At 62.8% G+C, this 26,240-nt stretch carries 31 protein-coding genes and 1 pseudogene; 18 read left to right on the forward strand and 14 right to left on the reverse strand.

Annotated features, from left to right (window positions below; translation table 11 throughout):
- Positions 1-119: 119 nt before the first annotated feature.
- Positions 120-659: a septal ring lytic transglycosylase RlpA family protein gene (locus BMW76_RS41880; protein WP_245763267.1), complete on the forward strand. Its 540-nt coding sequence runs from the start codon at positions 120-122 to the stop codon at positions 657-659.
- A gap of 71 nt (positions 660-730) precedes the next feature.
- Positions 731-1,126: a hypothetical protein gene (locus tag BMW76_RS18055; protein ID WP_090867424.1), complete on the forward strand. Its 396-nt coding sequence runs from the start codon at positions 731-733 to the stop codon at positions 1,124-1,126.
- Between the two features lie 6 nt (positions 1,127-1,132).
- Here BMW76_RS18055 and BMW76_RS18060 read toward each other — a convergent pair whose 3' ends face one another.
- From BMW76_RS18060 to ahpC, 4 genes are all read right to left on the reverse strand, one after another.
- Positions 1,133-2,275 (reverse strand): branched-chain amino acid ABC transporter substrate-binding protein, encoded by a 1,143-nt coding sequence (locus BMW76_RS18060; RefSeq protein WP_245763273.1) that lies wholly within the window; start codon positions 2,273-2,275, stop codon positions 1,133-1,135.
- Positions 2,276-2,631: 356 nt separating this feature from the next.
- Positions 2,632-2,844 carry a DUF3079 domain-containing protein gene (locus BMW76_RS18065; protein WP_090867428.1) on the reverse strand — a complete coding sequence of 71 codons (213 nt, stop codon included), beginning with the start codon at positions 2,842-2,844 and terminating at the stop codon, positions 2,632-2,634.
- A gap of 192 nt (positions 2,845-3,036) precedes the next feature.
- Positions 3,037-4,629, reverse strand: coding sequence for an alkyl hydroperoxide reductase subunit F (gene ahpF / locus BMW76_RS18070; protein WP_090867430.1), 1,593 nt, complete (start codon positions 4,627-4,629; stop codon positions 3,037-3,039).
- 200 nt (positions 4,630-4,829) lie between these two features.
- Positions 4,830-5,393 carry an alkyl hydroperoxide reductase subunit C gene (gene ahpC / locus BMW76_RS18075; RefSeq protein ID WP_090867432.1) on the reverse strand — a complete coding sequence of 188 codons (564 nt, stop codon included), beginning with the start codon at positions 5,391-5,393 and terminating at the stop codon, positions 4,830-4,832.
- Positions 5,394-5,621: 228 nt separating this feature from the next.
- On the opposite strand from ahpC, the gene BMW76_RS18080 reads away from it, so the two are divergent.
- A complete protein-coding gene (locus BMW76_RS18080) occupies positions 5,622-7,991 on the forward strand; it encodes a DNA polymerase II (RefSeq protein WP_090867658.1) in 2,370 nt (789 codons plus the stop codon).
- Positions 7,992-8,009: 18 nt separating this feature from the next.
- On the opposite strand, the gene BMW76_RS18085 is transcribed toward BMW76_RS18080, so the two are convergent.
- The 3 genes from BMW76_RS18085 to BMW76_RS18095 form a co-directional block, all read right to left on the reverse strand.
- On the reverse strand, positions 8,010-9,035 hold the full coding sequence (locus BMW76_RS18085) for a S1C family serine protease (protein WP_090867434.1): 1,026 nt from the start codon (positions 9,033-9,035) through the stop codon (positions 8,010-8,012).
- Positions 9,036-9,172: 137 nt separating this feature from the next.
- Positions 9,173-9,364 (reverse strand): hypothetical protein, encoded by a 192-nt coding sequence (locus BMW76_RS18090; RefSeq protein WP_090867436.1) that lies wholly within the window; start codon positions 9,362-9,364, stop codon positions 9,173-9,175.
- Positions 9,365-9,585: 221 nt separating this feature from the next.
- Positions 9,586-9,792 (reverse strand): hypothetical protein, encoded by a 207-nt coding sequence (locus BMW76_RS18095; RefSeq protein ID WP_090867438.1) that lies wholly within the window; start codon positions 9,790-9,792, stop codon positions 9,586-9,588.
- Positions 9,793-10,190: 398 nt separating this feature from the next.
- Here BMW76_RS18095 and BMW76_RS18100 point away from each other — a divergent pair, with 398 nt between their 5' ends.
- The gene (locus tag BMW76_RS18100) at positions 10,191-10,481 is read left to right on the forward strand and encodes a hypothetical protein (protein ID WP_090867441.1); all 291 of its coding nucleotides are present in this window, start codon (positions 10,191-10,193) and stop codon (positions 10,479-10,481) included.
- A gap of 64 nt (positions 10,482-10,545) precedes the next feature.
- Positions 10,546-10,689: a hypothetical protein gene (locus BMW76_RS41185; RefSeq protein WP_177200421.1), complete on the forward strand. Its 144-nt coding sequence runs from the start codon at positions 10,546-10,548 to the stop codon at positions 10,687-10,689.
- Between the two features lie 400 nt (positions 10,690-11,089).
- Here BMW76_RS41185 and BMW76_RS18110 read toward each other — a convergent pair whose 3' ends face one another.
- On the reverse strand, positions 11,090-11,467 hold the full coding sequence (locus BMW76_RS18110; RefSeq protein WP_090867445.1) for a DUF427 domain-containing protein: 378 nt from the start codon (positions 11,465-11,467) through the stop codon (positions 11,090-11,092).
- Positions 11,468-11,991: 524 nt separating this feature from the next.
- Between BMW76_RS18110 and BMW76_RS18115 the strand changes: the two genes are divergently transcribed.
- Both BMW76_RS18115 and BMW76_RS18120 read left to right on the forward strand, forming a co-directional pair.
- Positions 11,992-12,579 (forward strand): DUF3331 domain-containing protein, encoded by a 588-nt coding sequence (locus BMW76_RS18115; RefSeq protein WP_090867447.1) that lies wholly within the window; start codon positions 11,992-11,994, stop codon positions 12,577-12,579.
- A gap of 186 nt (positions 12,580-12,765) precedes the next feature.
- The gene (locus tag BMW76_RS18120) at positions 12,766-13,314 is read left to right on the forward strand and encodes a YbaK/EbsC family protein (protein ID WP_090867449.1); all 549 of its coding nucleotides are present in this window, start codon (positions 12,766-12,768) and stop codon (positions 13,312-13,314) included.
- Between the two features lie 168 nt (positions 13,315-13,482).
- On the opposite strand, the gene wrbA is transcribed toward BMW76_RS18120, so the two are convergent.
- Positions 13,483-14,082 (reverse strand): NAD(P)H:quinone oxidoreductase, encoded by a 600-nt coding sequence (wrbA, locus tag BMW76_RS18125; RefSeq protein WP_090867452.1) that lies wholly within the window; start codon positions 14,080-14,082, stop codon positions 13,483-13,485.
- 180 nt (positions 14,083-14,262) lie between these two features.
- Positions 14,263-14,433, reverse strand: a pseudogene (locus BMW76_RS18130) (MgtC/SapB family protein); the annotation flags it as partial.
- Between the two features lie 313 nt (positions 14,434-14,746).
- Between BMW76_RS18130 and BMW76_RS18135 the strand changes: the two are divergent.
- From BMW76_RS18135 to BMW76_RS18145, 3 genes are read left to right on the forward strand one after another with little or no spacing between them, the layout of a single operon-like run.
- Positions 14,747-15,115 carry a hypothetical protein gene (locus BMW76_RS18135; protein ID WP_090867454.1) on the forward strand — a complete coding sequence of 123 codons (369 nt, stop codon included), beginning with the start codon at positions 14,747-14,749 and terminating at the stop codon, positions 15,113-15,115.
- A gap of 14 nt (positions 15,116-15,129) precedes the next feature.
- On the forward strand, positions 15,130-15,495 hold the full coding sequence (locus BMW76_RS18140) for a hypothetical protein (RefSeq protein ID WP_090867456.1): 366 nt from the start codon (positions 15,130-15,132) through the stop codon (positions 15,493-15,495).
- A gap of 32 nt (positions 15,496-15,527) precedes the next feature.
- Positions 15,528-16,022, forward strand: a complete 495-nt coding sequence (locus BMW76_RS18145) for a lytic transglycosylase domain-containing protein (protein WP_090867458.1) — start codon at positions 15,528-15,530, stop codon at positions 16,020-16,022.
- A 28-nt stretch (positions 16,023-16,050) separates the two neighbouring features.
- Here the strand turns inward: BMW76_RS18145 and BMW76_RS18150 are convergent, their stop codons facing one another.
- Entirely contained in the window at positions 16,051-16,455 is a 405-nt protein-coding gene (locus tag BMW76_RS18150) for a helix-turn-helix domain-containing protein (RefSeq protein WP_090867460.1), read from the reverse strand.
- A 644-nt stretch (positions 16,456-17,099) separates the two neighbouring features.
- Between BMW76_RS18150 and BMW76_RS18155 the strand changes: the two genes are divergently transcribed.
- The 3 genes from BMW76_RS18155 to BMW76_RS18165 all read left to right on the forward strand — a co-directional run bounded on the left by BMW76_RS18155 (position 17,100) and on the right by BMW76_RS18165 (position 18,487).
- Positions 17,100-17,492, forward strand: a complete 393-nt coding sequence (locus tag BMW76_RS18155) for a hypothetical protein (protein ID WP_090867462.1) — start codon at positions 17,100-17,102, stop codon at positions 17,490-17,492.
- Positions 17,493-17,558: 66 nt separating this feature from the next.
- A complete protein-coding gene (locus BMW76_RS18160) occupies positions 17,559-18,167 on the forward strand; it encodes a copper resistance CopC family protein (protein WP_090867466.1) in 609 nt (202 codons plus the stop codon).
- A 92-nt stretch (positions 18,168-18,259) separates the two neighbouring features.
- Positions 18,260-18,487 (forward strand): DUF2964 family protein, encoded by a 228-nt coding sequence (locus BMW76_RS18165; protein WP_090867660.1) that lies wholly within the window; start codon positions 18,260-18,262, stop codon positions 18,485-18,487.
- A 56-nt stretch (positions 18,488-18,543) separates the two neighbouring features.
- On the opposite strand, the gene BMW76_RS18170 is transcribed toward BMW76_RS18165, so the two are convergent.
- From BMW76_RS18170 to BMW76_RS18180, 3 genes are all read right to left on the reverse strand, one after another.
- The gene (locus BMW76_RS18170) at positions 18,544-18,738 is read right to left on the reverse strand and encodes a YqaE/Pmp3 family membrane protein (protein ID WP_087738637.1); all 195 of its coding nucleotides are present in this window, start codon (positions 18,736-18,738) and stop codon (positions 18,544-18,546) included.
- A 53-nt stretch (positions 18,739-18,791) separates the two neighbouring features.
- On the reverse strand, positions 18,792-19,127 hold the full coding sequence (locus BMW76_RS18175; RefSeq protein ID WP_090867468.1) for a YbjQ family protein: 336 nt from the start codon (positions 19,125-19,127) through the stop codon (positions 18,792-18,794).
- Positions 19,128-19,232: 105 nt separating this feature from the next.
- The gene (locus BMW76_RS18180) at positions 19,233-19,955 is read right to left on the reverse strand and encodes a sulfite exporter TauE/SafE family protein (protein WP_090867662.1); all 723 of its coding nucleotides are present in this window, start codon (positions 19,953-19,955) and stop codon (positions 19,233-19,235) included.
- 186 nt (positions 19,956-20,141) lie between these two features.
- On the opposite strand from BMW76_RS18180, the gene BMW76_RS18185 reads away from it, so the two are divergent.
- The 5 genes from BMW76_RS18185 (at position 20,142) to BMW76_RS18200 (ending at position 26,239) form a co-directional block, all read left to right on the forward strand.
- Entirely contained in the window at positions 20,142-21,296 is a 1,155-nt protein-coding gene (locus BMW76_RS18185) for an acyl-CoA dehydrogenase family protein (protein ID WP_090867470.1), read from the forward strand.
- A 42-nt stretch (positions 21,297-21,338) separates the two neighbouring features.
- Positions 21,339-21,551, forward strand: coding sequence for a hypothetical protein (locus BMW76_RS40380; RefSeq protein ID WP_143062279.1), 213 nt, complete (start codon positions 21,339-21,341; stop codon positions 21,549-21,551).
- Between the two features lie 200 nt (positions 21,552-21,751).
- A complete protein-coding gene (locus BMW76_RS18190) occupies positions 21,752-23,983 on the forward strand; it encodes a DUF3141 domain-containing protein (protein ID WP_245763275.1) in 2,232 nt (743 codons plus the stop codon).
- Positions 23,984-24,084: 101 nt separating this feature from the next.
- Complete coding sequence (locus BMW76_RS18195) at positions 24,085-25,038, forward strand: phosphate acetyltransferase (RefSeq protein ID WP_090867474.1); 954 nt, start codon at positions 24,085-24,087, stop codon at positions 25,036-25,038.
- A gap of 19 nt (positions 25,039-25,057) precedes the next feature.
- Complete coding sequence (locus BMW76_RS18200) at positions 25,058-26,239, forward strand: acetate/propionate family kinase (RefSeq protein WP_090867476.1); 1,182 nt, start codon at positions 25,058-25,060, stop codon at positions 26,237-26,239.
- Position 26,240 lies beyond the last annotated feature (1 nt).

Consider the following 26,240-nt stretch of genomic DNA (forward strand, 5'->3'; position numbering starts at 1 on the left):
CACTCCCTCGCGACAACGGTAAACATCTGTCAAGAATTCGGCGCGACGCCGATATTTCGTCAACGCGAATTTTTCGAGACCCGTTAGATCCCGTTTCTCGTGACGATTCAGGATCGATCGTGCTGTCTATTCGCTACTTTGGAATACTATTTATTTCAGGTTTATGTGTCGCTTGTGCGCAAAACCCGACTGACCACCAGGCACCCAGTGCGAACGTAACCATCCCGGATCCGGCGCCGATCACGTCGACCGCCGCTTCTGGCGACATTTCAGCAAGCGAGCCACTCGCGCCGCCCTTGAACATCGCGTTCAAATCTATGGGTAGTGCGCCGCAATCAGGCGATGCCTCGTGGTATGCAACAAAGTTCCAGGGACGCCGGACCGCAAACGGAGAACGCTACGACCATCTGTCGATGACGGCCGCTCATCGCACGCTGCCGTTCGGGTCGTATGTGCGCGTCACTTTGTTGGCAACGGAAAAGTCGGTGGTCGTGCGCATCAACGATCGCGGTCCGTTCGTGAAGGGCCGCATCATCGATCTCTCTTACGCCGCGGCGAAGGCATTAGGACTGACACACGCGCGGTCCAGACGCGTACAGATCGAGCGGATCGGAAAGACAGCCGACAAATTGACGTCGGCCGCCGGATCGGAATCTTGATCCGTCAGAAGCCATATGCCCACGCTCGCGCGAGGCGGCGCATCGAAAGGCGTCACGAGTGGCGCGCACGCGTGCGTCTCATCACGTTAGTCCGTCGGCTCGCGCTCACGGCATGCGGGCTCGCCCTGTGTGCCGCCGACGTGTTAGCGGTTCAACACGGTCCCGAGCCGACGATCGTCGTGCTGCCGTTGGAAAGTCTCACTGGCGCACCTGCGAAGCCCGCCGCCAAAGTTCACGCGCCGAAACCGATGCCTGCGCGCACGATGCGGCGTAAGCGCAAAGCGGTTCGCAAGACTGGCGCGCATCGCCCGAACGTTTACTACCACTGGTCCAGCGAACAACTAATGCTGGGCGGCGTCAATCCATCCGGGATCGGCAAGGAAGCGGCTGGCGCAAGCGGAAAGCCGGTAACGGACAGCGCGGCTCGCGCCAGGCAGAAGCCGCGCCGGGTGCACCGACCCTCTTGATCCGACTCAGGCCGACGCGCCACCGAACTTCACGACATCGAGAAGTGTCTTCTTCCTGTCCTGATAGTGATACAGCGTGATCGCGCCTTCCTTCATGTCGCCGTGCGCATCGAATGCGATATGGCCGATGACGCCGTTGTAATCGGTGGCAGGGATGGCGTCCAGCACCTTTGCGGCATCCGTCGTGTTGGCCCGCTTCATCGCGTCGGCGACGACGTACACAGCGTCGTACGCAAACGGCGCGTTGAAGAGAATCGGCCCATTGAAGCGCGCCTCGAAGCGCTTTTCGAACTCAGCGCCCTTCGGCATGCGCGACACGGCGAGACTCGCTTCAGAACAGACAAGATTGTTCACCGCGTCGCCCGCGAGTTCGGCCACTTTCTCCGTGCACGCGCCATCGCCGCTCAGCACCTTGGCGGTCAAACCGAGCGCGGCCGCCTGGCGGATGAACGGGCCGACGGTCGAATCCATGCCGCCGAACATGATGACGTCGGGATGCGCACTCTTGATCGTGGTGAGAATGGCGCGGAAATCGGCTGCCTTGTCGGTCGTGGCCTCGCGCGCGACGATGCGTCCGCCGCCCGCCTGCGCCGCTTTCGCGAACTCGTCGGCGAGACCCTTGCCGTACGCCGTCGCGTCGTCGACGACTGCAATCGACTTCGCATGCAGCGACTTAAGCGCATAGTCGCCGAGCGCGGGCCCCTGCTGCGCATCCGTCGCGACCACGCGATACGCGCTCTTGTAACCCTGTTTCGTATAGTCCGGATTGGTCGACGACGGCGAAATCTCGACGATGTTCGCATCGTTGTAGATGCGTGACGCGGGAATCGAGACGCCGGAGTTCAAGTGGCCGATCACCGCGACGACGTGCTCGTCGACGAACTTCTGCGCGATCTGCGTTCCCGTCTTCGGATCGGCTGCGTCGTCTTCGCCGTCCAGTTCGAGACGCACCTTGTGCCCGGCGATCACGAGCCCCGTCTTGTTGATCTCTTCCACGGCAAGACGCGCGCCGTTCTCGTTGTCCTTGCCGAGGTGGCTGCTGCCGCCTGTCAGCGGCCCCACGTGGCCGATCTTCACCACTTCTTCATCAGCCCCGCCAGCGCCTTGAGCGACAGCCTGAGACTGCGGCTCTTTCTTGCCGCAGCCCATCAGCGTCAAAGCGGTCAACGAGAGGCCGATCAACGTCAGTTTTGCAAGATTCTTCAACAGCTTTCTCCTCCAAGAATTTCCGGTTAAGTGCGATCACGATGCCTTGATTTATCGATTTGCATTCCGAATCGATATTCAAAAAACGGTAGCACAGAGGATTGGTCGTTACTGTCAAGATTGGTCAATCGACCCGAACACCGATGCACCTTCATGTCAGCGGCGATCGAGGAAAAGGACGACAGGTCGATGACGTCGACTCACGAAGCGGAGATTGCTTCGCGGAAGTATCGAGCGCGCTGGCTCGTTCAGGAGGAGATGAGTGAGATGAGTGTGCAACCGCTTCGAGGACGCAAGGTCTACTGCGGCACGCTATGCGATTCATTCGCTACTTCAGGAACCTCGATGCCCCAGTCGCCGACCGTGTACCAGTCGTCGCCGAGCAGTTCGATGGGGTGCTGTGTTCTGCTGGACCCATTGCCGCACTGCATCGAATCTTTAGGGCAGTAATGATCGCATCCCCAGCAGATCCGTTCAGGATGCATCGGATGCAGTGGAAATTTCTTGGCCATTGTCGAATCGATGTGTGCAGGTCGGGAACACGTTCATGATAGTGCGCGCATGCGCAACGGCCGTGCGACATGATTTCGCAGCAGCCGACGGCAGCCTTTCGAACGAGCGCGCCCGCGCATCGGGCCCGCCCAAACAAAAAACGGGCTAGCCGAAGCTAGCCCGTCCACCTGCATCGATTCTGGAACCGTCGATCAAGCCTCGGCCAGTTCCGCGGCCTGCGCGTCTTCCGCATCGTCGACGCTCGTGCGGATGAGGTGATCGAACGCCGCCAGCGATGCCTTCGCGCCCTCGCCCACGGCGATCACGATCTGCTTGAACGGCACCGTCGTTACGTCACCCGCGGCGAATACGCCGGGCACCGAAGTCGCACCCTTCGCGTCGACGACGATCTCGCCGTGCTTCGACAGTTCGACCGTGCCCTTCAGCCATTCGGTGTTCGGCACGAGACCGATCTGCACGAACACGCCTTCGAGCTCGACATGCTTCGACTCGCCCGACGCGCGGTTCGTGTAGGTCAAGCCGTTGACCTTCTTGCCATCGCCTGTGATTTCCGTCGTTTGCGCCTGCGTGACGACCGTCACGTTCGCGAGGCTGCGCAGCTTGCGTTGCAGCACTTCGTCGGCGCGCAGCGTTGCGCCGAATTCGATCAGCGTGACCTGGCTCACGATGCCCGCCAGATCGATCGCCGCTTCGACGCCCGAATTGCCGCCGCCGATCACCGCGACGCGCTTGCCCTTGAAGAGCGGGCCGTCGCAATGCGGGCAGTAGGCGACACCGTGATTGCGATACTCGCGCTCGCCGGGCACGTTGATCTCGCGCCAGCGCGCGCCCGTTGCCAGCACGATCGTCTTCGCCTTCAGCACCGCGCCGCTCGCGAGCCGCACTTCGTTGATGCGCCCCGGAATCAGCGCTTCGGCGCGCTGCACGTCCATTACGTCGACTTCATAGCTCTTCACGTGCTGTTCGAGAGCCGTGGCGAACTTCGGTCCTTCCGTCTCCTGCACCGAAACGAAGTTTTCGATCGCAAGCGTATCGAGCACCTGGCCGCCGAAACGTTCCGCGACCACACCCGTCTTGATGCCCTTGCGCGCCGAATAGATCGCAGCCGCCGCACCCGCGGGACCGCCGCCCACGATCAGCACGTCGAACACCGGCTTCTTCTCCAGTTCCTTCGCGGCGCGCGCGCCGGCGTTGGTATCGAGCTTCGCGAGGATTTCCTTCACGCCGCTGCGGCCCTGGCCGAACACTTCGCCGTTCAGGAACATCGTCGGCACCGCCATGATCTGACGCGACTCGACTTCGTTCTGAAACAGCGCGCCGTCGATCGCCGTATGGCGGATATGCGGGTTGATCAGCGCCATGATGTTGAGCGCCTGCACGACTTCCGGGCAGTTCTGGCACGACAGCGAGAAGTACGTCTCGAACGCGTAGTCGCCGTCGAGTTCGCGAATCTGCTGGATCACGGCATCGTCGAGCTTGATCGGATGGCCACCCGTTTGCAGCAGCGCGAGCACCAGCGACGTGAACTCATGGCCCATCGGAATGCCGGCGAAGCGGATGCCGGCAGCCTTGCCCGGCTCGCCGATCGAAAACGACGGCTTGCGAGCGTCGTCGCCGCGGCGCTCGATCACGCTCACGCGCTCCGACAGCGTTGCGATGTCGTTCAGCAGCGCGATCAGTTCCTGCGATTTCGCGCTGTCGTCGATCGAAGCGACGATCTCGATGGGACGGCTGACTTTCTCGAGGTAGGCTTTGAGTTGGGTCTTCAGATTCGCGTCGAGCATGGTTTTTCGGGTCCGTGGCGAGATGGGAATGGATGTTCGATTCGTGCCCTGCGCGCTTTTTCGACAAAGCGGACGCGCGGCAGTAAAGCAGTTCGCAAGGCGTGACCTTGCGGACTGCCTCACGCGGCGCCACTTCATCAGTGGCGCCGCTGAAAGCAGAGGTACAGCGAAGAGCGTGTGGCTTCTGGCGGACCAGCGGCTTAGATCTTGCCGACGAGGTCCAGCGACGGCGTCAGCGTCTCGGCGCCGGGCGTCCACTTGGCGGGGCAGACTTCGCCCGGGTGCGCCGCGATGTATTGCGCAGCCTGCACCTTGCGCAGCAGCTCGCCTGCGTCACGGCCGATGCCGTTGTCGTGGATTTCGCACAGCTTGATCTCGCCTTCCGGGTTGATCACGAACGTGCCGCGCAGCGCGAGGCCTTCTTCTTCGATCAGCACGTCGAAGTTGCGCGAGATCGCGAGCGTCGGGTCGGCGATCATCGGGTACTTGATCTTCTCGATCGTGTCCGACGTGTCGTGCCATGCCTTGTGCGTGAAGTGCGTATCCGTCGACACGCTGTAGATTTCAACGCCGATTTTCTTCAACTCTTCGTAGCGATCGGCCAGATCGCCCAGTTCGGTCGGGCACACGAAGGTGAAGTCGGCCGGATAGAACACGACGACGGACCACTTGCCCTTGAAGCTCTCGTCGGTGACGGTCACGAAATCGCCGTTGTGGTATGCGGTGGCCTTGAACGGTTTGACCTGGGTGTTGATGATCGGCATCTGATGCGTCCTCTTCAGTTGAGTTGGGTTGGGTGGTGCGTTGGATTGAAGTATGAAGAAGACGCCGAATTTAATAAATTTGATTGTTACGATTCAGTCAATTTATATTTTCTATCGACTGCCCAAACCTGGCCCGAACGCCCGTCCGACAAGGGAAAGCGCCTGCGGCGCACGCCTTCTGTCGCGGGTAGAATGACGGCAAAAAGTGTCCGCGCAGGGGTTTTCAGCTTGTCCGAGCTTCAACAGGGGTTCCTCCTCACCCGCCATTGGCGCGATACGGCCGCCGGGACGGAAATCGAGTTCTGGCTCGCCACCGATGACGGTCCGCGCCACGTCCGCCTGCGCCCGCAGCCGTGCGTCGCGTTCATTCCCGCCACGCAGCGCGAGCGCGCGCAAGCCGTGTTGCACCGTGAGAAGAACGTCGAATTGCGCGAACTCGACCTGTGCGATTTCAACCATCGGCCGGTGCTGGGGCTGTATTGCCCGCAATACCGGCAGCTCATCGCACTCGAAAAGCGGCTGAAGCAAGGCGGCGTCGACGTGTACGAAGCCGACGTGTTTCCGCACGAGCGCTACATGATGGAGCGGTTCATCACCGCGCCCGTGCTGTTCGGCGGCGAGCCGAATCCCGCTGGTGGCCCGCTGCTGAACGCCGACATGAAGTCCGCGAGCGGCTACCGTCCAAAGCTCAGGCTCGTGTCGCTCGACATCGAAACCAGCGCGCGCGCCGAGCTGTATTCGATTGCGCTCGAAGGCTGCGGGCAGCGTCAGGTGTATATGCTCGGCCCGCCCAACGCTGAGAACTCGGACCTCGACTTCGCGCTCGAGTATTGCGACACGCGCGCGCAACTGATCGAGCGGCTGATCGAATGGTTCGAGCGGCACGATCCCGATGCGATCATCGGCTGGAATCTCGTGCAGTTCGACCTGAAGGTGCTGCGCGATACGGCGGAACAACACGGCGTGCCGCTGCGCATCGGACGCGGCGGCGCCGTGATGGAATGGCGCGAGCACGGCCTCAAGCAGAACCATTTCTTCGCGGGCGCGGCGGGGCGGCTGATCATCGACGGCATCGAGGCGCTGCGTTCCGCGACGTGGAGCTTTCCGTCGTTCAGCCTCGAATACGTCGCGCAGGCAGTGCTCGGCGAGGGCAAGTCGATCGATAACCCGTATCAGCGGATGGACGAAATCCAGCGCCGCTTCGACGAAGACAAACCCGCGCTCGCCCGCTACAACCTGAAGGACTGCGAGCTCGTCACGCGCATCTTCGAGAAAACGGAGCTGCTGCCCTTCCTGCTCGAACGCGCGACCGTCACAGGACTGCCCGCCGATCGCAGCGGCGGATCGGTCGCTGCGTTCACGCATCTGTACATGCCGCGCATGCACCGGCTCGGCTACGTCGCGCCGAATCTCGGCGACGTGGCGGGCGCGGCGAGTCCCGGCGGCTTCGTGATGGATTCGAAGCCCGGCCTCTACGATTCCGTGCTCGTGCTCGACTACAAGAGCCTGTATCCGTCGATCATCCGCACGTTTCTGATTGATCCCGTCGGCCTCGTCGACGGCGTGCGCCATCCCGACGACGCGCATTCGGTGCCCGGCTTTCTCGGCGCGCGCTTTTCGCGCACGCGCCACTGCCTGCCGTCGATCGTCGCGCAAGTGTGGGAAGGACGCGAAGCCGCGAAGCGCGAGAAGAACAAGCCGCTGTCGCAGGCGCTGAAGATCATCATGAATGCGTTTTACGGCGTGCTCGGCTCGACGGGCTGCCGCTTCTTCGATCCGCGGCTCGCGTCGTCGATCACGATGCGCGGCCACGAGATCATGCATCGCACGCGCGAGCTGATCGAAGCGAGCGGCTACGCAGTGATCTACGGCGATACCGACTCGACCTTCGTCTGGCTCAGGCACGCGCATGACGAAGAAGACGCGGCGCGCATCGGGCGCGAACTGGTCGGCAAGATCAATGCGTGGTGGCGCGACCACGTGCGCGAGCGATTCGGTCTGGAAAGTGCGCTCGAACTGCAATTCGAGCGGCACTACAAGCGCTTTTTCATGCCGACCGTGCGCGGCGCGGAAGAAGGCAGCAAGAAGCGCTACGCGGGCCTGACGGTGGCCGCCGACGGCAGCGAGGAAGTCGTCTACAAGGGGCTCGAAACCGTGCGCACCGACTGGACGCCGCTTGCGCAGCGCTTCCAGCAGGAACTGTATCTGCGCATCTTCAAACAGCAGCCGTATCGCGACTACGTGCGCGATTACGTGCGGCGTACGCTCGCGGGCGAGTTCGACGATCTGCTCGTCTATCGCAAGCGGCTGCGCCGGCCGCTCTCCGACTACGAGCGCAACGTGCCGCCGCACGTGCGCGCCGCGCGCACCGCCGACGAATTCAACCGGCAGCGCGGCCGCCCGTTGCAATATCAGAACGGCGGCTGGATCAGCTACGTGATGACGAGCGGCGGCCCCGAACCGCTGGAAACGCTGCGCTCGGACATCGATTACGAGCACTACCTGACGCGCCAGCTCCAGCCCGTCGCCGATGCGATCCTGCCGTTGCTGCGCGACGATTTCACGACGCTCGCGTCAGGCCAGCGACAGCTCTTTTAGGCCGCTTTCAGGCCGCTTTCAGGCGGTCTGCTCGACGGGCGTCACAGTCACTTCGACCCGCTGCGTGCCGCGCAGCACGCTCACGTTCACCGCACGGCCGATCTTCGTGCCGTCGAGCGCACGCTGCAACGTATCGACGCCATCGACGATCTGCCCGTCGATCGCGACGATCGTATCGTCGGTGCGCAGGCCGCCCGATGCCGCGGGACTGCCCTTGACGATCTCCATCACGCGCACGCCGCTGTCCGAAGTCAGATCGAAATAGCGCTGCACGCGGCGCGGCAGCGCCATCGTCGTCCCCGCCACGCCGATGTACGCGCGCCGCACGCGGCCATGCGCGAAGATCTGCATGATGACCCACTTGGCCGTGTCGATGGCCGTCGCGAAGCTGATCGACTGCGCGCCCGGAATGATCGCCGTGTTCACGCCGATCACCTGCCCCGCCGAATTGATCAGCGGACCGCCCGAGTTGCCGGGATTGAGCGCGGCGTCCGTCTGGATCACGTCGTAGATCATGCGGCCTGAATTCGAGCGCAGCGAGCGGCCGAGCGCGGACACGACGCCCGCCGTGACCGTCTGTTCGAGCCCGAGCGGATTGCCGACGGCAACCGCGATCTGCCCGACGCGCAATTTTCCCGATTCGCCGAGCGCGACATGCGGCAGCGGCTCCGGCGAGCCGATGCGCAGCACGGCCAGATCGCTGTGCGGATCATCGCCGACGAGATCGGCGTCGAACCTGGTACCGTCGGCGAGCTGCACGCGGATATGCGTCGCGCCGTGCACGACGTGGCTGTTGGTGAGCAGATAGCCATCGGGCGTGAAAATGAAACCGGAGCCGGTGCCCGCGCGCGCGTGGCGCTCCGGCGCGCCCGGCACGCGGCGCTCGACGGTGATGAAGACGACGGCCGCCCGCACCCGTTCGAGCGCATCGATGATGGTGCGCGAATAGGCGTCGAGGAGAGCATCGTCGTCGGACGATCCGGGCGCGGCGGCGTTCAACGAGGCGCCCGACAGATCGTCGATAAAACGGGGACGGCTTCCCATGAGAAGGCTCCGGATGGACGAGAGCCAGACATGCGGGGCAAGCAAGCCGTTTTCAAGCGGACGCGGCCGGCATTGGAAACCGGCCGCGAGGGTGGGAATGGCGAATTGGCGTCAGATGTGGCGTCAGACGCGGAGCGTCAGATGAGCTTCAGATTGCGAATGCGGCCAATGCGCGGCGAGCGTTCGAGAATCAGCTTCTCGATGACTTCGGGCAACAGCGCCCTTGGAATATTCGACGGCACATCCGATACCAGTTGTGACGGCACATTCACGATGAAGTCGTCGGGGGCGGTGGCGAGGCTGTGCTCGTAGGTAACGCGGTAGTCCATGCTCGGTGTGAAAACGTAGGTGGCGTTGCGGAGTCGTTGCATTGAGAGCGCCGGGTATGTCGGGCGTTCCCAGCCCCGTGATCGTACCTCAGACGCAGTCCGCGCCGCGGTCATGTGCGCGCGCGCAACAGTGGCGCCGAATGCCCGATGCGCGCTGTTCACTCACGCGCTACCCGTTTCGCATCCCTCCCGTAGAATCGCGCGCGGCGCATGCAAGCCACCTATCGATGCCACCCGCCATGGCCCCATCCGCCGTGGCCCCAGCAGCAGCTATAGCCGACGCCGACGCTCACCGACGGTCCCGCGTAATATCCCGGCGCGTAGCCATAGTCCGGTGCATACGCATAACCATAAGGCGGTGCGACGACGCAGCCCCCCAGCGCGATCGTCGCCGTGACGACGGCTGCCAGCGTCAGTAATTTTTTCATGATCGTTCTCCCTTCTCCTTGCGACATTGGAGCAGACGCTGCAGAAACTGTTCGCAAACAGTTGTGACCGCACATTACGGCACGCCGACGGAGCGGGCGCGCGAGCCACGCACTATGACCCGCGCGGTAACGGGCGGCGACGCAACCCAGGGCCAGCCCTTGCAGACCGCGCGATAACAGTTGCTTACTATTCGTCCGAAGCGGAAAAGAGAGCGTGTGTGTGCATAGCTGGATAATCGCAGCGCGCGATCACCGCTGCTCGCGGCGCAAATGCTCAGCGGAAAGCGAGGTTGGCGCGGCGGTGCTGGAATGGGTTGAAAACCGGCCTCTGTTCGACGAATTGAAAAGAGGTCCCGCGGCGCACACTTCAATCGTGCTAGTGCACCGAGGAGCCTGAGATGTCTTACCGATACAACAGAAATCTGGAGTTCGAAACCGGCTCGCCGGAAGCCTCGGTGCCGGAATGCAACAGCGAGGCCGAGTTCGCGCAGGAGGATCTGATGCGCGGCCTGCAGCTAGCCTCGGACACTGTGCTGCGTCTTGCTACCCAGACGCACGCTGCCGTGGCGCGCGGCGACGCGGCAAGCGCGGAGCTGGCGCGCATGTCGCTCGAAAAGCAGCTCGAGATGACCACGCGCATGATCGACGAGCTTCTGTTCGACGGCCAGGACCATCACACCGTGCATTGACCGACAGCGATCGCGGCCGACGGCAGTACGTAACCGCAGTCCCGTTTTACTGGAATGATCTGAAATGAGCGCTTTGACCGTTATTTTTTGCGTCTGGACCTTGGTGGCGTTGTGCGCGGTCTTCTTCATCCGCGGCGCGAGCGCGCGTATCGAACAGCCCGTCGGGGTGAAGCCGGCGCAGCCGTCGCGCTACTCGATCGCCGAGTAACGTTGCATCAATCCGGCGCGGGCGTCCGTTGACGCCCTCGCCGCTCCTTTCTTTTCTCGCCTTCGCTAGCCGTCGCGCGCAGCGACGGCAGCAACGCCGATCCTTCCCGCGCAGCGGGCTCCCGCCAGCGCAAACGCGCGACGCTGATTTGCCGTCGCTGCGCATCGCCCCAAAACACATCGAGCATGTCGCGAATATCGCGGACGATGAATTCGGCGCACTCGGCGTCGTGAACCGGCGCGCGATCATGAAGCGCATCCGTTCACGCGCGCTTTATTTTTGTCACGTTTTATCTTTGTCACTTGTGTCACGTTTGATCAGATTGTCGAAGACAGTTCACAGTGCCTTTCGATCTGCAAGCGAATGAACCACAGCGATAGCGGTTCATTCGCGAGTTCTTTTATTGCGCGCTGACTTCGAACGAATCCACGCGATCGCGATAGAACGCGACATGTTCCTTGATCGATGCAACGGCATCGTAGGGGCTCTCGTAAGTCCATACGGCATTGACCGAACGCTCGCCGCCGATGGGAATGCTGTAGTAACTGCACTCGCCCTTGTATGGGCAATACGTCGAATGATCGGTGCGTTCCAGCAACGACATGTCGACGTCCTTGCGCGGAATGTAGAGCACCTCGGGATACGACGCTTCGTGAAAGGAAAGCGCATCCTTGCTGTCGGCGATCTTGCGCCCCGCCACGGACACGACGACGCGCGATCCGCTCTTTGCAATCGTGATGGGATGATCGGGGCCGGGCACCTTCACTGTCTTGTCCATAACGGTCGTGTCCTTGCGATGAATTGAGCTCGTGGCGAAGCGCCAAAGCCTCAATCGAGTATGGACGCCCGCATTTCGAAGTCAAGGCAAGACCCTGCTCGACGTAGCTTCTATGGCGTGCATCTGCGCGATTCGCGCGCGATTTCTGTGCATATGCATCGACGCAATCGCACGACGGGCAAGCGATTGCCCCCTATCGCACATCAAAGGGGCCCCATTGTTTGAATTAGATAAATTGAGTGTTCAATTTCGCGGCATTTATCCCGCGATAGCAAGCCGTTAGCATGCTCGCCATGTGACCGGCCATTTTTGCCGGCCGTGACAAGCTTATCGCTACGCTGTCTTGCAGCGTGCAGCCGCTTCGTTCGTTCGCCGCGAGGGCGCAACGACGCGCGGCGCATGCGTTTTCGCCCGCGCGCAAGTGGCCGCTTTTACGGCTGCGGGCGGCCATCAGAAACAGAACGTAAGGTTCTGTCGTAGGGACATGGCCGCTTCGAAGGGCCGTGCTTTGAAGAGGAGTCGACGTGAGCAGGATTGGAACTGCAACTGGTACTACGGCCGAACCCAGGCGTCCCGCCCACGCAAACCGGCGCAACAGTACCGAAGTCGAACTGCGCCGCACACAGGCGCTTTATGCCGACGTAGGACGCGAGACGGCAAGCGGCGGCTCGGCGCCCGCGAAGCCCGCTCTGCGCGATCCGTGGACGACGACCATCTCGCGGCTAGGCAAGCTGCCTTCGCAGGACACCAGGGCCGCATCGTCCGACAAATGCGACAACGGCGCATGCGCGGCGCGCGCGGCCCGACGCACCGCGAATGCTGAGCGCGCGAGGTCGCAGGCGACATCGGACGAGCACAGCGCTGCCGTCATCACATTCGTCGAACGTTTCGGCGCGAAGTCGGTTTCGATCACGTGGCGCGACTCGACGGCCGGTCGCTACACCGAACAGCTGTGGGTGCGCCGCATCGCGCGCTCACGCGGCGTGTGCGCATTGACGGGCGCGGAGATCGTGCGCGGCGATGCCGTCTATGGACCGTTCAGCCGTCCTTCGAGCCGTCCGCGCAACATGTCGCAGATGATTCTCGCCAATCTGCTCGACGACCTCGGGTGACGTGATGGTTTCTCTCTTGAAGAAAGAAGTCTGCCCTTCCGAAGGTTGCGGACGCAGCGGTCCGCAATCGCCTTGAATCCGCGCATGAGTATCGATGCGGCACGGTGATGTGCGGATCAGCGGCGCGCGACAGGCAATCGTACAATGTGTGCGCCCTGTCCTTGTCCTCGATCGTTCATACCCATCATGCTTTCGCACGAACCGCTTCAGAAGCTCGATATCATCGCGCCCGATCAGATCGGCGCGCATCTTCCCGCGCACGTCGCCGCATCGATCGCAAGCCGCGACATCGTCGTGTTCTCCGTCACCGACGATGCATCGGATACCGCCGACTTCAGCGCCCGCTACGGCTTTCCGATGGAAGACTGCGCGAACACGATCGTCGTTCGCTACAAGAGGGATGGCGGCGAGCATCTCGCCGCGCTGGTAACGCTCGGCTCGCTGCGCCTCGATGTGAACGGCGCGGTGAAAGCGGCGCTCGGTGCGAAGCGCATTTCGTTCGCGCAACGCGAGGTCGCGACGGAACAGAGCGCAATGGAATTCGGCGGTATTACTGCGTTCGGGTTGCCCGCGGGCTGGCGCATTCTCGTCGATGCGGCCGTGATGGAACGTCAGCAGGTCGTGATGGGCGCAGGCATTCGCAAGGCGAAACTGTTGCTCACGCCCGCCGTGCTCGAGCAACTCGATACCGTTGAAATCGCGCAATTGACGTTGCCGCCCGGCGAGACTGCGTAACGCGCAATCAAACGGTTGAGCTTGCAACGTTATCCCCGGCAAGCAGACGCCATCACTTGCACGCACTGAACGGCAGACTGCATTCCGTGCGCTGGGCGTTCAGTCCGTCATTCCCTTTGCAATCGAACGACTGCGATCGGCAGCAATCGACTGCAATAAGAACCACGCTCAGCCAAACAGCTTCGCCGCCGTCTTCGCGACAATCGCGCCCTGATGCCGCGCGCCTTCGAGATCGATTGCACTGGGTTGCCGCGAGCCGTCTCCCGATGCGATCGTCGTTGCGCCATATGGCGCGCCGCCGACGATCTCCGTCATGTTCATCATCCCCTGATGGCTGTACGGCAAGCCCACGATGATCAGGCCAAGGTGCATCAGGTTCGTGATCACCGAGAAGAGCGTCGTCTCCTGCCCGCCGTGCTGCGTCGCCGTCGATGAGAACGCCGCGCCCACTTTGCCGTTCAGCGCGCCGCGCATCCACAGTCCGCCTGTCTGGTCTAGAAACGCGGCCATTTGCGACGAGATGCGTCCATAACGCGTCGGCGTGCCGACGACGATCGCATCGTATTGCTCGAGATCCGCCACCGTCGCGACGGGTGCCTGCTGATCGAGCTTGAAGTGCGCGTTCTTCGCGACCTCTTCGGGAACGGTCTCCGGCACGCGCTTGATATCGACCTGCGCGCCCGCACTGCGCGCGCCTTCGGCCATTGCTTCGGCCATCTTTTCGATGTGACCGTACGACGAGTAATAGAGAACGAGAACCTTGGCCATTGCAATCTCCTGAGAAGAGGCGAAGCCATCGCGCTTCGCATTGAGAAGCAGGCATGCCACCTTGCCGTGCCGCTCACGATACTCCGGACGCGCATCGCATGTCTCGCGAGGGTCCCGTTGGCGAGCAGCGCGTTGCCGTGCTTCGCGCAAAGGCTTGCAATGCGCTTCTCACCCGGGCGTCGGATCGGCTTCGAAGCCCTCGCTCGTCAAGGTCTGAAACGACAAAGGCTGCGAGTACATCGAGTTCGAAAGCAGCGTGCGAATGTGGATCTCATCCTGTTCCCGGCATACGACTGTCAGCACGTATTCGCGCACGAGGTCTGCGTTCGATACAGGCGTCGCGTTGATCGCGCTGACCGTGTGACACGAATATGTCCGGCGGCGGTATCGCGAGCCTGTTACATCTCATCGCGCACGTAAAGCGGCGAAACCGCTGTTCGCCGAAGGCACACGCCCGCCATCCGCCGAAAACGTGCGAGACAACCTCACCGTTTTTCCGCGCCTTCGACGGTCAGAGTTTCCGCACGACGGCCGTTCGTGAGTCAAGTTTCCCGATTTGCCAAACGTTTGCGGATCGCATATCAAGTTCGCCGCGGCCGTGCCGACAAACCGATGTAGCGTCAACGACTTCTGGGAGCGGTCCGTGAAGCAGCTTGCGTTTTGTATGGTTCTCGTCGCGATGGCCGGTTGCGCGCAATTGCCCACGAACACGGCATCGCAGGCAGACAGGCCGCCCGTGTCGACCGACCTCATCAGCTTCACGATTCCGCCCGATGCGCTCGGCGCCCGCGATCCGCAACTGTCGGCCGTGCTCGCCAAAGCGGGCGCGCTGGCCGCCTCGCAGAAGCAGCCGACGACGATCCTCGTCACCGCCCTCGGCCAGGACCTGCCGTATCTGAATCAGGCCATCTGGCGAGGCGTGCCGTCGCAGCATCCGGCGAAGATCAGCCTGGAGAACCTGACGGCAGGCGCGAACCAGCCGTATAGCGTGTCGATCAGGCCAATCTCCGCGACACCCTCTGCGACACCATGAAGGGAAGCCCCGCCATGTTCAGGACCGCTCTCCTCGCGGCGAGCCTCGCGCTCGCCGTCCTAAGCCAGACCGCTCACGCGGGCCAGCCGGCCGTCGCCGGAACGCTGTCGGCAGGCAGCGCAAACGTTGCACCGGGCGTCTCCGGTCTGCCCGCTGCCGACAAGGTCTATCCGCCGCTGCCGACGCTCTCGATGCTGCCGCCCGCATCCGACGACGATGACGAACCCGTCGTGCCGAAGCGCACGTCGAAAAAGCGCAAGCCGCGCGCCGTCGCCGACGTGAGGCCCACGGCGCCCGCCGCGCGCCTCGTCGTCTCCGACGCTTCGCGCACCTATCTGCGCTCGGTCGAAAAGCAACTCGAACTCGCAATGGCGAAATAACCGCAACGGAGCGTCCAATCGTGTCCACTCATGTGTCCACTCATCGGCCTCTTGCGACGCGCCGCTCGCGCCATCTGCTCAAATGCGTACTCGCCGCGCTCACGTTGTCCGCATCGTCGCTGACATGCGACCTCGCGCGCGCCGACGACTGCTTCGAACAGGCAGCCGCCTACCAGGGCGTCAATCCGCTGATTCTGCGCGCAGTCGCGTGGCACGAATCGAAGGGTGACGCGAGCGCGATCAATCGCAATGCGAACGGCTCGATCGACGTCGGGCAATTGCAGATCAACTCCGTTCATTTCAGCGATCTGAAGCGCCTCGGCATTCCGCATCGCGCGCTCACCGATGCCTGCGTGAACATCTATGTCGCCGCATGGCTCATCAAGCAGAAGATGGTGAAGTACGGCAACACATGGCGCGCGATTGGCGCATATCACTCGGAGTCGCCGAAAGAGCGCGACTCCTACGCGCGCAGCATCCAGAAGATTCTCGTCGCATGGGGCGAACTGCTGCCCTCCGCGCGCTGAAGACCGCGTAAAGCGGCCCGTCGCACGACTATTTGCGTGACTTCGTGAGCCGGTGCCCGAGACCGAGATTGGTCGCGATCTGCCACGTATAGACACGCGAGTAGCTGACGCCGAAGTGCGCGCGTATCAGTTCGCGCAGACGGTTGCTGGTCCATGCGTCGGACGGGAAACCGTGAACGCTCGCGGGGCCGCTTAACGCAGAAGCGATCCATTGCATCGCCGCTTGGTCGAGCACCGACGAACGGCCACCGACGCTCATCTGCCTCAACGAATCCAGCCCGCCCTCGTTCAGCAGCGCGCGATATTTGCGCACGGTGTTTTCGGAGATGTGCAGTTGCGCAGCGACGTCGCTGATCGACGCGCCTTCCATCAGCATCCTGCCCGCGGCGAGTCTGCGCATGACGGTCGGCAGTTCTTCGTTTCGTGAAGGCATGAGCGACCTCGTCGATAGTCAGAACACGAGCGCCCGGATTGCCGGATGACGGACATGGCGCAGCAAATGCAACGCATCTAAAAGACCGATATATGTTTACAGTGCACCTGTGTCTCTCGCCCGTGAAATTTCATGGGCGTTAAAAAATCATTTATGGATTTTATTGCGGAACATCCAACAAAAGGATAACCATGTCCGTTTCGGTAAACAATAAATCATCATCATACGTTTCAAGGCGTTTGGATGTTTTCTTGAACTTGCCGAAATCGTTTGCTAGCATGCTGTAACCATTACTGCATCGCATCGACTCCAGCCTCACGGCCCGCACCCAGTACGTGCGCCTGCTGCGTTTTCATAGGGAACGTCGTATGGCAATACGTGCATTTCAGCACGCAACATCCTAGCCGGCGGACTATCGCACTCCAGCCGGCATGATCCGTCATGCCTGTTTTATTTGCTGCTTTAAAAAGCGGTGAGAATTTTATTTAGAAAAACAAAATGCATAACGACAATTGAATTAGATCAAGCCTTATTGGCAAAAAAACAGTTTCACTGATAAAAGGCAAAGCGGACCATTTGCAACACGCCATCGCGCGACATTCGATTCCGTATGCGACGGCGCATTTTCACGCGTGGAGGGCAACATGGAAGTGGAACGGGTTGAACGTATCGTCGTGGCGTTGCGACGCGCCGCCGAGCACGAGCGGCTCCTCACCTATCAGCGATTTCACGCGATGTTCGGCGCGAGCGATCCGCTCACTGCGCGCTATGACGCGCTGGAGCGAGCCATCGCGTCGCTCGGGGAAGTATCGACGATCGACTACGGCGTGCTGCTTGCGCTCAGCAACGGCCTGCCCGGCCCCGACTTCTTCCGCCGTTTCCAGAAGCACCGCTACAACGACTACGTGGCCGTGATGGGCCCGCCCATTCACCGGCAATCGATCAAGCGCAAGCGGATGCTCGTGGAAGCGGAGCGGCGCCGCGTATACGACGACGCGAGACAGAAGGCAGCAAACCACGCGGCCGAAACAGTGTGACCACTACACTGCCACGGCCCCGAGCCGGACGATTGGCCCATTCAACGCACAAACGAGGAGTCTCATATGCAACGTGCAGTTCGCGGTTCGATTCGCATCCTGGCCATCGCGGCGGCTTGCGCGACGCTGGCCGCGCCCGCCATCGACGCACGCGCGCAGGACAATCCGGCATCGTCGCCCGCTGCGAATGCGGTCGGCACGGCTGCCGTCGCCGAAGTGACGGCGCGCATTACGCATATCGACACCGACAGGAACGAGGTGACGATTCGCGGCCCGCGCGGCAACTCGACGATCGTCGAAGTCGATCCTGATGTCGGCGACGTGAAGAAGCTCAAGGTCGGCGATCAGGTGCACATCTCGTACAAAGGCGCGCTGCTGCTGTCGGCGGACAAGGTCGACTCGAAGGGCGTGCGCTCGCGCATCGAATCGCAATCGACGACGCCCGTGGAAGGCGGCGCGTCGACGCAGAAGCAGAACATCGAAGTGGTCGCGACCGTGCAGAAGATCGACCACAAGAAGCGTCAGGTGACGCTGCGCGGACCCAACCGCAGCGTGATCCTGCAAGTCGCACCCGACGTGCCGCTCGACAAAATCAAGGTCGGCGACAGCGTCCGCGCGAACTACGTGTCAGCGACGGCCATTCAGATCACGCGCGACGGCACGCCCATTCAATAACGAGCGCTCGACTTCGACAGCCGGCCCGTCTTGCCCTCGCAGCGAGACGGGCCGGCTTCGGCAGCCTATGCGGTCGCATCATGACCACTGCGATGCCCATCGAACCCTGGAACTCTCCGAAGCGCCAAGCACGCCGCAAGATGATCTGGAGCAAGGCGCACGTCGTGCTGGCGGCGATCGGCACACTGTCGGCCGTCGTCGGCATCGCCGTTGCGATCAACGGCGGGCTCGAATTCAACCGCGCGAAAGTGTTCGTCGGCGTCGGCATCATCGTCGTGTCGACGATCCTTTATGTGTCGATGCTGTTCGTCGACGACTAGCGCGACATCGTGGCTCGCTCCACGCACGCGGTCGAGCCGCATGCGCGCGGCGCGGCTTACGTGCGCCGGCCGAGCGCTTCTTCTATCTTCCTGTCGGTCTTGTACTGGCTCAGCGCGTACACCGACCAGATCGCGGCGGGCAGCCAGCCGATGATCGTCAGTTGCAGCACGAGACAGATGATGCCCGCGATCGGACGGCCAATTGTGAAGAACTGGAACCACGGCAAGATCAGGGCAAGCAACAGGCGCATGAGATTTCCTTCGGCATTGAATTCGGGTTGAACTTCGGGTTGAAAAACTTCGATCACACGTTGCGGCGCACGCGCACTGCCGTGCCGTAACAGAGCACTTCCGTGACGCCCGAGGCGATCTCGGTCGCATCGTAACGCATGCCGATGACAGCGTTCGCGCCGAGCGTCCCAGCTTCCGCAAGCATGCGCTCGTACGCGTCCAGACGCGCCCGCTCGCACAGCGACGTGTATAGCGAGATGTTGCCGCCGAAGATCGTCTGCAGCCCCGCTCCGATCGCGCCCACCACCGAACGCGAGCGCACGATGATGCCGCGCACGATGCCAAGCGAGCCGTCGACGGTGTAGCCGGGCAAGTCGAAAGTCGTGGAGACCATATTTCGTTCGATCATGTCGTTCCTTTCGTGTCGAGTGATTGCATCGGGTTCAACGGAACATGCACGGCAGGCCGACAAGGCAGCACGCATCGCATGGCCCCAGCAGGCAAGGCGCGCAGATCAGCGCCCCGCCGCCCACAACAGCGACAGTCCCGACGACAGCATCAGCCCGTCGACGACCAGCCTGAACGTGCCGGGACTCATGCGCACGACGATGCGGCGCGCGCAGAACGCGCCCGCCATCAGCGCGGAGCCGACGATCAGCCCGTCCAGCACGACATGAACGGGCAGCGCACCGAAGCGGCCGAACGTCATCACCTTGGCCACATATACGCCGACCGAGCCGGCCGCTTCCGTCGCGAGGAACGCGCCTTTCACGAGACCATAGCCCATGAACACGGGCACCGTGATCGGGCCCGTCGATACGACGATGCCCGTCAGAAAGCCGATGGGCGCGCCGATCGCCGCCAGATGCCATAGCTTGAGACCGATCGAACGGCGTGTGAGCCAGCGACGCGCGGGCACCATTGCGACGAAGAACACGCCCAGTGCGATCTCGACGGCATGCGGCGGCAGCGCGAGCAGCGTGCGCACGCCGAGCGCAGCGCCCGGCACGGCCGTCGCGCAATACGCGCCGCAAGCGCACCAGTCGATTTCGCGCCACCACGCAAGCACCTTGCCGATGTTGCCCATGATCGCGGCGATCGCCATGATGGGCACGGCCTGCTGCGGGCCGAACATCATCACGAGCACAGGCATCAGCAACATCGACGAGCCCGTGCCTATCACGCCGCTCAATGTCCCCGCCGCCAGGCCGACGGCCAGTACCAACAGATAGCCCACGCGTGTCCCCGGAAAATGCGCTGGCGCCATGCTACGCGAAAATGGCGGCATCGCAACCGCGATAAGGGCAACCGAAGCGAACGGAAAGCACAACTCGCGCATCGGCAACGAAGCCGGTCCACATGACGAACCCTCAAGGGTGCAGGCACAATTGCAACATGACTTTGCACACAGGTAATACGAACGATGATCCGCGATCAGGAAACACTGTCTATTCTTCTCGATTCGCTGTCGCGCTTCGTGCGCGAGCGTCTCATGCCCGCAGAAAACGAAGTGGCCGAAACGGATGAGATTCCCGCTGCCATCGTCAGCGAAATGCGTGAACTCGGCCTCTTCGGTCTGTCGATTCCCGAGGAATACGGCGGCCTTGGTCTGACGATGGAAGAGGAAGTGCTCGCCGCATTCGAGATCGCCAGAACATCGCCTGCGTTCCGCTCGCTGATCGGCACGAACAACGGCATCGGATCGCAGGGGCTCATCATCGACGGCACCGACGAACAGAAGCGCCACTATCTGCCGAAGCTCGCATCGGGTGAACTGATCGCATCGTTCGCGTTGACGGAGCCGAATTCGGGTTCCGACGCCGCATCGCTGCGCACGACGGCCGTACGCGACGGGGATCATTACGTGATCAATGGCACCAAGCGCTTCATTACCAACGCGCCGGAAGCGGGCATCTACACGGTGATGGCGCGCACCAACCCCGACATCAAGGGCGCAGGCGGCATCTCGGCGTTCATCGTCGAGAAGGGCACGCCGGGTCTGTCGCTCGGCAAGCTCGACAGGAAGATGGGCCAGAAAGGCGCACATACCTGCGACGTGATCTTCGAGAACTGCCGCGTCGGCGCCACGAACATCATCGGCGGCAAGGAAGGCATCGGCTTCAAGACCGCAATGAAAGTGCTCGACAAGGGACGCCTGCACATCTCGGCGATCTGCGTCGGCGCCGCCGAGCGCATGCTCGACGACGCGCTGCGCTATGCGATGGAGCGCAAGCAGTTCGGCCAGCCGATCGCCGAATTTCAGCTCGTGCAGGCAATGCTCGCCGACAGCCGCGCGGAAATTTACGCCGCGCGCTCGATGGTGCTCGATGCCGCGCGCCGCCGCGACAACAAGGAAGATGTGTCGACGGAAGCGTCGTGCTGCAAGCTCTTCGCGTCGGAGATGTGCGGACGTGTCGCGGATCGCGCCGTGCAGATCCACGGCGGCGCGGGCTATGTATCCGACTATGCCGTCGAGCGCTTCTATCGCGATGTGCGCCTCTTCCGTATTTACGAAGGCACGTCGCAGATCCAGCAGCTCGTGATCGCGCGCAACATGATTCGCGACGCAAGCCGTTGACGCATCGATCGCGCTTATCCTAGCGCAACGCGCGGACGGCGCATGTCGTCCACGCTTTTCACTCTTTCATTCCGCCCCTACAGACAGGCATCGCTTTTTGATTGCCAGAAAAAACATCCCGACCTAAACTGGTTTGATGACGCAACGCAACAAGCCTCTTCGCGCGCGTATCGCGCATCCGATGGCCGCATTCATACTCGCGTCATGCAACTGCCTTCTTTATCGCTGATCTTGATCGAAGCCGCGCCTCGATGAGGCGTGTTGAAGTCTCGCTCTGGTTTCAGGCGCGTGACCCAGTGCAACGATGCACGCCTGGTGTACGAGTTCGATGTACATGCGATGCGTGCAAGGCGCGCGTCGCATGGGACCGTGGCACCGACTCTTTGAGGGAGTTCGAAGCGACCATGAATCAGTCTCTCCCGACATCCGTTTCGTCCAGCTTTTCCATTCCGCCGATGCCCTTCGCGTCGATGCCGGGCAATCTGCTGACGCAAGCGTCCGCCTACGCAGTCGATGCATGGCAGCGCAGCGTGCTGTTTGCCGACGTGATGCGCGAGCGCGGCAATCAATATCAGTCGCACTTGCAGGAACGCGTGCCCAACGTGCTCGACTTCGACAGGCAACTGATCGTCGACGGGCGGCAGCTGCCGCGCCCCGTCAACTACGGCCTCGTTCGCATCGTGCCGCCCGATGACCTGAAGCCCGACCGCGTTCTCGCGGACGGACGCGATCCCGGCCGTCTGCGTCCGTTCGTCGTCGTCGATCCGCGCGCGGGACACGGCCCCGGAATTGGCGGCTTCAAGCGCGAAAGCGAAATCGGCGCCGCGCTGCGCGCAGGGCATCCGTGCTATTTCATCGGTTTTTTGCCCGACCCCGTGCCGGGACAAACGGTCGAAGACGTGATGCATGCAGAAGCGGCGTTCCTCGAAAAAGTGATCGAGCTGCATCCCGACAGTCCCGGCAAGCCCGCCGTGATCGGCAATTGCCAGGCTGGCTGGCAAGTGCTGATGACGGCCGCGATGCGCCCCGAGCTGTTCGGCCCCATCGTCGTCGCGGGCGCGCCCGTGTCGTATTGGGCAGGCTGGCGCGGCAAGAATCCGATGCGCTATTCGGGCGGCATGCTGGGCGGCTCGTGGCTCACGGCGCTGACGGGCGATATCGGCGACGGCCGCTTCGACGGCGCGTGGCTCGTGGAGAACTTCGAGAGCCTGAACCCCGCCAACACGCTGTGGACGAAGCAGTACAACCTCTACACGAACATCGACACGGAAGGCCCGCGCTATCTCGGCTTTGAAAAGTACTGGGGCGGGCACGTGTTCCTGAACGCGGGCGAAATGCAGTACATCGTCGACAACCTGTTCGTCGGCAACCGGCTCGTCAAGGGCGAGATCGTGACAGCGGACGGCGTGCGGCTCGACTTGCGCAACATCCGCTCGCCGATCGTCGTGTTCTGCTCGTATGGCGACAACATCACGCCGCCGCCACAGGCGCTCGGCTGGATCACCGATCTCTATCGCGACGACGCCGATCTGTTCGGCCACGATCAGACCATCGTCTACGCGACGCACGACAGCATCGGCCACCTGGGCATCTTCGTGTCGAGCAGCACGGGACGCAAGGAACATCGCGAGTTCGTCAGCAATATCGATCTGATCGATCTGCTGCCATCCGGCCTCTATGAAGCGCACATCGGCGCGAAGACGGACGCGACCGAGCATACGGACCTCGTGATCGGCGACAACGTGCTGTCGATTTCGCCGCGCACGATCGCAGATGTACGCGAGATCGTGCAGCCCGACCCGGAAAGCGACCGGCGCTTCGCAACGGCCGCGTATCTGTCGCGCTTCAATCTCGGGCTGTACCGCAGCATCATGCAGCCGTGGGTGCACGCGAGCGTGATGCCGTGGATGGCCGATTTCGCGAGCAAGCTGCATCCGCTGCGCGTGACCTACGAGCTGTGGTCCGATCGCAATCCGCTCGCCACGTCCGTTGCGCAGGCTGCGCAAAGCGTGAAGGAAGCGCGCGCGCCCATCGCGGCCGACAATCCGTTCCTGCAGATGCAGACGTTCATGTCAAACGCAATCGAAGCGTCGCTCGACTACTATCGCGACATGCGCGACGCCGCCGTCGAGCAGATGTTCGAAACGGTGTACGGCGCGCCCTGGCTACAGGCGTTCGCGGGTCTTCCGCCGCAAACGGGCGGCGAGAAAGCGGCGGCATTGACGGAACCCGGCGACACGGAAGAGCGCGAAGCATCGATCGTCGCCGAGCACGCGCGTCTGCGCAACGACATGACGCAAGGCGGCCTTCTCGAAGCGAGCGTGCGCGCGCTGCTCTACGTCAAGCGCACGCACGGCGAAGCGGACGAGCGCCGCTTCAACCTCGCGCGCGAAATGCTCAGCACGCTATCGGATCAGGGCATCCTGGCGTTCAAGCACGTCGTGCGCGAGCAGGCCGAATTGCTGCGGCTCGACACCGAGGCAGCGATCGACGCCCTGCCCGGCTTGCTGGCCGACGCGTCCGCCACGCACATCCGCAACGCCGCGCGCGACATCGACAAGATCAGCACGTCGCTGCCGCTCGACGACCACGAGCGCGCCGATCTCGCCCGCGTGCTGACGATTTTCGAATCGGCGTCGAAGAAGAAAACGGCGCGGCGCACGGAAGCGGGCCAACAGGTCGAATGAACGATGCATCGACGTAGCGCGAGCGGGCGGCCACAGCCCGCCGCGCGCATCGACGATGCAAGGTCGCTTTTCACACGACGACACATACGAGGGCACTCACGATGGAACCCCAACGGGAACACAAGCGCGACAAGTACGAGCGTCTCGTCGACTTTGCCGCAAGCCTTCCGCCGACGCCGACAGCCGTCGCCCATCCGTGCGATCACGATTCATTGTCGGCCGTCGTCGAAGCCGCGCGCCTCAAGCTGATCGCGCCGATTCTCGTCGGACCGCGCGCGAAGATCGAGGCGGCCGCAAAGGAAGGCGATCTCGATCTCGGCGACCTGCCCATCGTCGATGCGCCGCACAGCCACGCGGCCGCCGAATACGCGGTGCGTCTCGTACACGAAGGCAAGGCACAGGCGCTGATGAAAGGATCGCTGCACACAGACGAGCTGATGGCCGCCGTGGTCGCGCGCGAAACGGGCCTGCGCACGGAGCGGCGCGTGAGCCACTGCTTCATCATGGACGTGCCGGGCCGCGAAGATGCCCTCATCATCACGGACGCCGCCGTCAACATCTCGCCGACGCTCGACGAAAAGCGCGACATCGTGCAGAACGCGATCGACCTCGCGCATGCGCTGCGTTTTCCGGAGGCGCGCGTGGCGATCCTGTCGGCGATGGAAACGGTCAACTCGAAAGTGCCGTCGACGCTCGAAGCCGCCGCGCTCTGCAAGATGGCCGATCGCGGACAGATCACGGGCGGCATTCTCGACGGCCCGCTCGCGCTCGACAACGCGATCAGCGAAGAGGCCGCGAAGATCAAAGGCATCGTGTCGCCTGTCGCGGGCCATGCGAACGTGCTTGTCGTCCCCGATCTCGAAGCGGGCAACATGCTCGCGAAGAGCCTCACGTTTCTCGCGGGCGCGGACGCGGCCGGCATCGTGCTCGGCGCGAAGGTGCCCATCATCCTGACGAGCCGCGCCGACTCGGTGATCACGCGGCTCGCTTCGTGCGCGGTCGCGTCGATGGTCGCGCTCGCGCGGCGCGAGCAACCCTCGGCCGCCATCGTCTGAGAACGTTTGAGGAACCGGCATGGACGTCATCCTCGTCATCAACGCGGGTTCGTCGAGCATCAAGTTTCATGCGTTCGCCGTGAACGACGCGCAGCTCGATCCCATTGCGGGCGGCAAGATCGAAGAGATCTACTCGAACCCGCATTTCATCGCGAAGCGGCAAAGCGGCGAAGTGCTCGAAGACAAGAGCTGGCGGGAGGGCCAGCAGCTCGGGCATGACAACGCGATCGCGTTTCTGCTCGACTGGCTGCGCAGCCACGGCGAGGGCCGCGCGACCTTGCGCGCGGTCGGCCATCGCGTCGTGCATGGCGGCGACCGCTATTCGGAGCCCGTGCGCGTCGATGCGCGCGTGATGGAAGCACTCGAAGCGCTCGTGCCGCTCGCGCCGCTGCATCAGCCGCACAATCTCGCGGCAATCCGCTCGATCATGGCGCGCAACGAACGCGTGCCGCAGATCGCGTGCTTCGACACCGCGTTTCATCACACGCAGCCCGCCGTCGCGACGCGCTTCGCGCTGCCGCCCGACATCACGAGCCGCGGCGTGAGGCGCTACGGCTTTCACGGACTGTCGTACGAATACATCGCGAGCGTGCTGCCGGAGCGCGACGAACGCGCGGCGCGAGGCAAGACGGTCGCGCTGCACCTGGGCAACGGCGCGAGCATGACGGCACTCGACGGCTGCAAGAGCATCGCGAGCACGATGGGCTTCACGGCCGTCGAAGGGCTCGTGATGGGCACGCGCTCGGGCAGCCTCGATCCCGGCGTCGTGCTGTGGATGCTCGAAGAAGCGAACATGGATGCGCGCGCGATCGAATCGCTGCTGTATAAGCGCTCGGGCCTGCTCGGCGTATCCGGCATTTCCAGCGACATGCGCGAGCTGCTCGCGAGCAACGACCCGAGAGCCGCCGAAGCCGTCGAGCTGTTCTGCTACCGCATCTCGCGCGAGCTCGGCTCGCTCGCGGCCGCGCTCGGCGGACTCGATGCGATCGTGTTCACGGCAGGCATCGGCGAATACGCGGACGCCGTGCGCAAGCGAGTCTGCGAGCTGGCGGCATGGCTCGGCGTATCGCTCGACGAAGAGGCCAACGCGCGTCACGGTCCGCTCATCAGCGATGCGAAAAGCGCCGTCGACGTCTGGGTCATTCCCACCAACGAAGAACTGATGATCGCCCGGCACGCGCTCAGCCGGCTGGAGGGTTAAG

The organism is Paraburkholderia diazotrophica (genome assembly GCF_900108945.1).
Lineage (GTDB): Bacteria > Pseudomonadota > Gammaproteobacteria > Burkholderiales > Burkholderiaceae > Paraburkholderia > Paraburkholderia diazotrophica.

Coding starts and splice junctions, on each gene's coding strand:
- BMW76_RS18060 (WP_245763273.1), bottom strand. CDS start 2,275: ATGGGCTGCGGCAAGAAAGAGCCGCAGTCTCAGGCTGTCGCTCAAGGC.
- BMW76_RS18065 (WP_090867428.1), bottom strand. CDS start 2,844: ATGGCCAAGAAATTTCCACTGCATCCGATGCATCCTGAACGGATCTGC.
- ahpF (WP_090867430.1), bottom strand. CDS start 4,629: ATGCTCGACGCGAATCTGAAGACCCAACTCAAAGCCTACCTCGAGAAA.
- ahpC (WP_090867432.1), bottom strand. CDS start 5,393: ATGCCGATCATCAACACCCAGGTCAAACCGTTCAAGGCCACCGCATAC.
- BMW76_RS18085 (WP_090867434.1), bottom strand. CDS start 9,035: ATGGGAAGCCGTCCCCGTTTTATCGACGATCTGTCGGGCGCCTCGTTG.
- BMW76_RS18090 (WP_090867436.1), bottom strand. CDS start 9,364: ATGGACTACCGCGTTACCTACGAGCACAGCCTCGCCACCGCCCCCGAC.
- BMW76_RS18095 (WP_090867438.1), bottom strand. CDS start 9,792: ATGAAAAAATTACTGACGCTGGCAGCCGTCGTCACGGCGACGATCGCG.
- BMW76_RS18100 (WP_090867441.1), top strand. CDS start 10,191: ATGTCTTACCGATACAACAGAAATCTGGAGTTCGAAACCGGCTCGCCG.
- BMW76_RS41185 (WP_177200421.1), top strand. CDS start 10,546: ATGAGCGCTTTGACCGTTATTTTTTGCGTCTGGACCTTGGTGGCGTTG.
- BMW76_RS18110 (WP_090867445.1), bottom strand. CDS start 11,467: ATGGACAAGACAGTGAAGGTGCCCGGCCCCGATCATCCCATCACGATT.
- BMW76_RS18120 (WP_090867449.1), top strand. CDS start 12,766: ATGCTTTCGCACGAACCGCTTCAGAAGCTCGATATCATCGCGCCCGAT.
- wrbA (WP_090867452.1), bottom strand. CDS start 14,082: ATGGCCAAGGTTCTCGTTCTCTATTACTCGTCGTACGGTCACATCGAA.
- BMW76_RS18135 (WP_090867454.1), top strand. CDS start 14,747: ATGGTTCTCGTCGCGATGGCCGGTTGCGCGCAATTGCCCACGAACACG.
- BMW76_RS18140 (WP_090867456.1), top strand. CDS start 15,130: ATGTTCAGGACCGCTCTCCTCGCGGCGAGCCTCGCGCTCGCCGTCCTA.
- BMW76_RS18150 (WP_090867460.1), bottom strand. CDS start 16,455: ATGCCTTCACGAAACGAAGAACTGCCGACCGTCATGCGCAGACTCGCC.
- BMW76_RS18155 (WP_090867462.1), top strand. CDS start 17,100: ATGGAAGTGGAACGGGTTGAACGTATCGTCGTGGCGTTGCGACGCGCC.
- BMW76_RS18160 (WP_090867466.1), top strand. CDS start 17,559: ATGCAACGTGCAGTTCGCGGTTCGATTCGCATCCTGGCCATCGCGGCG.
- BMW76_RS18165 (WP_090867660.1), top strand. CDS start 18,260: ATGCCCATCGAACCCTGGAACTCTCCGAAGCGCCAAGCACGCCGCAAG.
- BMW76_RS18170 (WP_087738637.1), bottom strand. CDS start 18,738: ATGCGCCTGTTGCTTGCCCTGATCTTGCCGTGGTTCCAGTTCTTCACA.
- BMW76_RS18175 (WP_090867468.1), bottom strand. CDS start 19,127: ATGATCGAACGAAATATGGTCTCCACGACTTTCGACTTGCCCGGCTAC.
- BMW76_RS18185 (WP_090867470.1), top strand. CDS start 20,142: ATGATCCGCGATCAGGAAACACTGTCTATTCTTCTCGATTCGCTGTCG.
- BMW76_RS40380 (WP_143062279.1), top strand. CDS start 21,339: ATGTCGTCCACGCTTTTCACTCTTTCATTCCGCCCCTACAGACAGGCA.
- BMW76_RS18190 (WP_245763275.1), top strand. CDS start 21,752: ATGCCCTTCGCGTCGATGCCGGGCAATCTGCTGACGCAAGCGTCCGCC.
- BMW76_RS18195 (WP_090867474.1), top strand. CDS start 24,085: ATGGAACCCCAACGGGAACACAAGCGCGACAAGTACGAGCGTCTCGTC.
- BMW76_RS18200 (WP_090867476.1), top strand. CDS start 25,058: ATGGACGTCATCCTCGTCATCAACGCGGGTTCGTCGAGCATCAAGTTT.